This is a genomic window from Pseudomonas sp. P4_C4 (assembly GCF_056402055.1).
The window spans coordinates 1-5,465 of record NZ_JBFUID010000118.1 but is presented as its reverse complement, the minus strand read 5'-3'; the positions used below and the strand labels follow the sequence as shown (position 1 = coordinate 5,465).

The 5,465-nt window shown below is 52.3% G+C and carries 5 protein-coding genes; all 5 read right to left on the bottom strand.

What is annotated here, in order from left to right; all coding sequences use genetic code 11:
• On the bottom strand, positions 1-741 hold a 741-nt coding region (locus tag AC1DXW_RS30715; RefSeq protein ID WP_477760885.1), incomplete at its 3' end, for an OprD family outer membrane porin.
• Positions 742-1,019: 278 nt separating this feature from the next.
• Positions 1,020-2,672, bottom strand: coding sequence for an AMP-binding protein (locus AC1DXW_RS30710; RefSeq protein ID WP_477756526.1), 1,653 nt, complete (start codon positions 2,670-2,672; stop codon positions 1,020-1,022).
• On the bottom strand, positions 2,669-3,415 hold the full coding sequence (locus AC1DXW_RS30705) for a nitroreductase (protein ID WP_477760884.1): 747 nt from the start codon (positions 3,413-3,415) through the stop codon (positions 2,669-2,671). The genes AC1DXW_RS30710 and AC1DXW_RS30705 overlap by 4 nt, the downstream gene beginning before the upstream one ends.
• A gap of 45 nt (positions 3,416-3,460) precedes the next feature.
• A complete protein-coding gene (locus AC1DXW_RS30700; protein ID WP_477760883.1) occupies positions 3,461-4,804 on the bottom strand; it encodes an MFS transporter in 1,344 nt (447 codons plus the stop codon).
• Positions 4,805-5,141: 337 nt separating this feature from the next.
• Positions 5,142-5,465 (bottom strand): helix-turn-helix domain-containing protein (locus AC1DXW_RS30695; protein ID WP_477760882.1); only part of this gene is annotated, 324 nt, incomplete at its 5' end.

Below are 5,465 nucleotides of genomic sequence, written 5' to 3'. Positions count from 1 at the left end.
GTCGGTTTTCAGGGATTGGTTGTCCGAGAACGCAAGCGTGTGAATCAGTCCGAAAAACTGCTGGTTATAGTAGTTCTCGAGATGGGCATAGTAGTACTGAGCCGTCAGATCCTTGGTGACTTTCCAGTCCCCCCCGACGAAGTCGAACTGGTTGCTTTCACGTGTACCGCCCATAGCGGCCAGCCCCGTCTGATCAGTTGAACCGCGACCCGTTGCATGTTCAATTCGCCCACCCGTCAGGGTCAGATCCTTGAACTCGCTCGAGGTGATCTGGCCGCCCTCGAAGGTTTGTGGAAGCACCCGTCCATCGTTGGCGACCAGAATCGGAAGTTTCGGAGTCAAGGTGCCGTAGCGCAGTTCGGTCTTCGACATTTTGACTTTCCCGGTCAGCCCCAGCCGGCTCCACTCGTCGACGGCGCGGTTGTCACTGTCCGAGGGAATCATAGAGCTSCCGACGTGTCGTCCCTTGCCAGTGTCCAGGGTAATGCCCAGCAACCCCAGGGTATCAACACCAAAACCAACGSTACCATCGGTATATCCCGACTTGWAGTCCAACATGAAACCCTGCGCCCACTCTTCGGTTTTCGAAGGGGCAGCGGTGCCATCACGGTTGTCGTTATTGAAGTAGAAGTTCCTCATTCCCAAGGTAGCTTTGCTATCACTTAGGAAGTCAGCAAACGCCTGGCCACTCAGGGCAATGCTGCCAAACACCAAAGTTGCAGAAATTTTCTTTACGCTCACTTATAACGCTCCGATTTTTTTATATTTGTAAGTAACAGAAGCAACAAGGAAATCTTCCAAGCCAACGCAACACACACGAACCCAACGCAGAGTTCGCTCACGCGAATGCATCAACTGAATATGCGCAAATTGCTCAACACTTCAGGCACCTTTTATTTGTTTGTAGTGCGTATGTTTTTTACTACCTAATTGGTAGCGCCGTGCGAGTTATATCTGCGAACCAAAATTTTCATCCATACCAAACAACTCAGTTCCCCCTGGGGTGAGCTGAATACGCTCTAGCCATTTGAAGCTAAACGGACAATTGCATCGCGACTGCCTGCTTGCTCTCGAAGTAAAAACTTCTGGATTTTCCCAGTCGCAGTTTTTGGCAACTCCGTAAAGATCACTCTGCGAGGGCATTTGAATCGAGCAAGACGGGCCTGGCAGAACACAATTATTTCTGCCTCGGTGGGAGGTTCAATACCACTTTTTAGTTCGACAAACGCGCAAGGAACTTCCCCCCATTTGTCATCAGGCTGAGCGACGACTGCGGCATGTAAAACAGCAGGATGACAATGGATGGTTTCTTCGATCTCTACGGACGAGATATTCTCCCCTCCTGAAATAATGACATCCTTGCAACGGTCGGTAATTTGTACATAACCGTTGGGGTGCACAACTGCTACATCACCAGTATGAAACCAGCCGCCTTCAAAGGCTTTTCGGGTTGCGCCTTCATTCTTCAGATAACCCATCATCACGGTGTTGCCCTTGAGCAGCAGCTCACCCGTTGTTTGGCCGTCTTTTGGTACTGGCTGCATAGTTTCGGAGTCAGCGACCATCAAGCCTTCGAAGGCTGCCGCACGAGCCCCTTGGCGTACACGGAAAGCGCCTTGCTCACTCGGTGTTAAATCGTCCCAGCCGTCTTGCCATACGCAGCTAATCGGGGTGCCGGAAACTTCAGTAATCCCATAAACGTGGTCAACGTCGAAGCCTCGTGAGACTACGGCGTTGAGTACTGTGGCCGGAGGTGGGGAACCAGCAGTCAGCACTCGAACCGGAGTTTTAAGCGGAGGACGGTCTGCGGCGTTCGCAATCATGGCCATAACAATAGGCGCCGCACAGAAGTGGTCGACACCATAGTTATCTATCGACTCAAACACCGTCTCTGCGGAAACTTTTCTCAGGCACACGTGCGTGCCGGCCGCCGCAGTGATAGCCCACGCAAAACACCATCCGTTAGCGTGGAACATAGGTAGTGTCCACAGGTAACGAGGAGCCCGAGAAAGCGGCCAGTTAGTCATCTGCAGCATACTCATGAGGTATGTGCCGCGATGGCTGGCGACGACACCCTTTGGATCGCCGGTTGTACCTGAGGTGTAGTTGAGCGCTATCGGCTGCCACTCGTCACTGGGCCATACGCCCTCGAAATCAGGATTACCGCTGCCGATGAACGTTTCGTAATCGATGTCTCCAATGCTTTTGCAAATGGGCGCCAGGTGATCATTGATGTCGATGACCATAGGGCGGTGCTCAAGGAGTCCAAGAGCGGCATCAGCCAGTGCAGCAAACTCTCGATCCACCAAGAGGAGCTTGCATTCCCCATGACGAAGTATGAATGCCACTCCTTCAGCATCCAGGCGGTAGTTAACTGTATTCAGTACCGCGCCGCAGAGGGGTATCCCAAAATGCGCCTCGAGCATGGCAGGGGTATTGGGGGACAGAATTGAAACGGTGTCTCCCGAACCCATGCCTTTTTCGGAAAGTGCTGAGGCCAGGCGATAGCACCGTTCGCGAGTTTCACTCCAGGTTCTGCGTAGTTCACCATGAACTACAGCTATCCGATCCGGGTGCACAAGTGCTGCGCGATCTAGAAAACCAAGTGGAGTCAGGGGCAAATAGTTTGCCTTGCAGTGATCAAGCCCATTCTCATAAGCACCAGGTTTCATGGTGTTGTCTCCTTATTATTGTGATGAAAAGTGGAAAACGCGCTCACCGGCTCCCGATCAGTAACCAAGGTGTTCTCAATACTGGTCTCGTCGGCGTATCCAAGACTCATTCCGCAAACCAGCATCTGGTCAGCGGGGATAGCAAGGACCTCCGAAATAACGTGGTGATATTTCAAAAAGGCTGCTTGTGGGCAGGTGTGCAACTTCCTTCCTCGCGCCGCAACCATCACGGCCTGCAGAAACATTCCGTAGTCAAGGAGACTCCCCTCCTTTAACACTCGATCAATGGTAAAGATCAAGCCGACTGGTGCATCAAAAAAATGGTAATTGCGACCGTGTTGCGCATGCATCCGCTGCTTGTCACCCTTTGCAATTCCCAGCAATCCATAGAGTTCCCAACCTACTTTCCTTCTCCGATCCACGTATGGCGAAGTCCATTCGCGTGGGTAATATTCGTATGCGTCTTCAAGGTTGTTGCTGAGTGACGGATTGTCGTCAATTTCCGCGATGGCGCATGAAAGCTGAGTCTTTGCTTCTCCAGTGACAACATGGACGCGCCAAGGCTGCATGTTCACTCCCGTTGCGCAGAATCGAGCGATATCAAGGATCGATTCAATTTCTTCGCGTGGCACAGGAGTGGGCAAAAAAGCCCGAATGCTGCGTCGTGAAGCTATCGCCCAATCAACCGTTTGGCTAAGCAGTTCAGACGATACTGGCGGTTGGGATAAGCGATTCGTTTTCATGCGTTAGAGTCCACGGATTCAGTTACAGGCGGAGGCATCACGGTATTAGCTAGACAGGGCTGGGGCCTTTCTGACTTGAGTAGAGTCTGCGCGCGACTGGTTAATCATGGTGACTGCGGCAGCGCCAATAAGACCAGCAAGGCTGATAGCCATGAAGTTTTTCTCAAGCGGAAGGTTTAGTGATACCAGCCAGCCGATGAGGATAGGTGCGACGATAGCGCCAATTCTTCCTACACCAGACGCGAAGCCAACGCCGGTTGAACGAATCGATGACGGGTAGAAATCCCCAGCGTACGCATAGGCCAACAGCTGGGTACCAAGAGTCGATGCCCCGACAGTGAACACCACTGGAAATAGCAAAGTTGTTGAGCGCGTATAACCCAAAATTGTTAGAGCAATTGCTCCTACGATATAAAAGCAGACCAGTACGTGTTTGATGTTTAGCTTGTCGCTCAACCATCCTCCGCCAATTGCACCGGCGATGGCCCCCACATTGAAAACAATCACAAAGTTCAACGCGGAGCCAAGACTGAACCCAGCCATCGCCATAAGCTTGGTCAACCAGGAGTTAAGGGCGTACACCATGAAGAGGCCGGTCATGAACGCAGCCCAAATCATTACGGTGCTAAAGCCTCGACCATCCTGGAACAAGTTACGAACTGGCGCTTCCTGTTTTTCCAATACTGTGGCGTTTCCGGTCATCACAGTGTTTTCGTCGATAATGAGCGCAGGGTCTATCTTGCGAGCGATAGCCCGTAGCTCATCCTGACGTCCGGTTTTAAGCAGGTAGCCTATGGACTCAGGCATGGTCTTCAGGATCATAGGAATCAGAAGCACTGGCAGCAGCGCTACGTAAAACACCCACTGCCATCCATGACTCTCAATGAGTTGCTTGCCAGTGAGTGCAACCAAAATACCGCCCACGGAGTACCCCGCGAAAACGAGGGTCACCAGGCGAGTACGGAATTTGAGTGGAGAAAATTCACCCATCTGAGCGGTACAAATTGGCAGTACTCCGCCGATGCCAAGGCCCGCGATGAAGCGAGAAATGCTGAAGCTAATCGGGTCACTGGTGAGACCAGCCCCAGCAGTGAAAATACTGAACAAGGCCACACAGATTGCGATCATCCTGGGACGCCCAATACGGTCAGCTAGCGTTCCAAGAAATATCGCTCCGAGCATCGTTCCGAAGAGCGCAGAACCCGCCATGATGCCGGCGCTGGTTGGATCAATGTTCATGTCCTTCATGATCGCCGGAAGGGCTGCACCGACTACAGCGAGGTCATAGCCATCGATTATCAGAATGAGGACACACCAAAATAGAATGAGCCCATGGAAGCGAGTGAACTTCGATTCAACCGCAAGTGCATAAACGTTTACCGGCTGCATATCGCGTCTCCTTCGATCTTGTTTTTGTTTGTGAAGTGCCAGGCACCCGGTCTTGGAGGCATATCGAGGGGGGACGCACCGGTTGAAGACTCGGTTGTCTGCTTGAGATGCGACGCTTGGGCTACCTGCGTCGCATCGTAGGAGTTGGGTTTGCTGCGGCCTATGCCCTACGACATCGTTCTGCTTGACCGATTTGGACACCCATAGCAGGCCAGAAACGACCAATATGATCTTGGGGAAGAGATTTCCATCGGCATTTTGGCGGGTGAAACGAGTTGCAGATCTCAGTACGTAATCTAGCGGGGGAAGTAGTTCTTTTGTTCCGGAAGAAAGGCTTTTAGCTTTCGCCCGGTTCTTCAGCATTGGAGCGGCGATATGCGCCAGGGCTCACTCCCGTCCACTTCTTGAAGGCACGGTGAAATGCACTGCTTTCTTGGAAGCCTGTGCGAGCAGCTACTTCGGTTACTGTCATATTTGGCTGGCACAGCAGGTTTATCGCCATGTCGCGGCGCAGATTGTCTTTCAAACGCTGATAGCTCACCCCCTCGGCTTGGAGCCTTCGCTGAAGCGTCGAATATGACATGCCGAGCACTTTTGCCACCTTATCCAGCTCTGGCCATTCCTCTGGATTCAGGTCTCTCAATCTCATTCGGATCTGGGC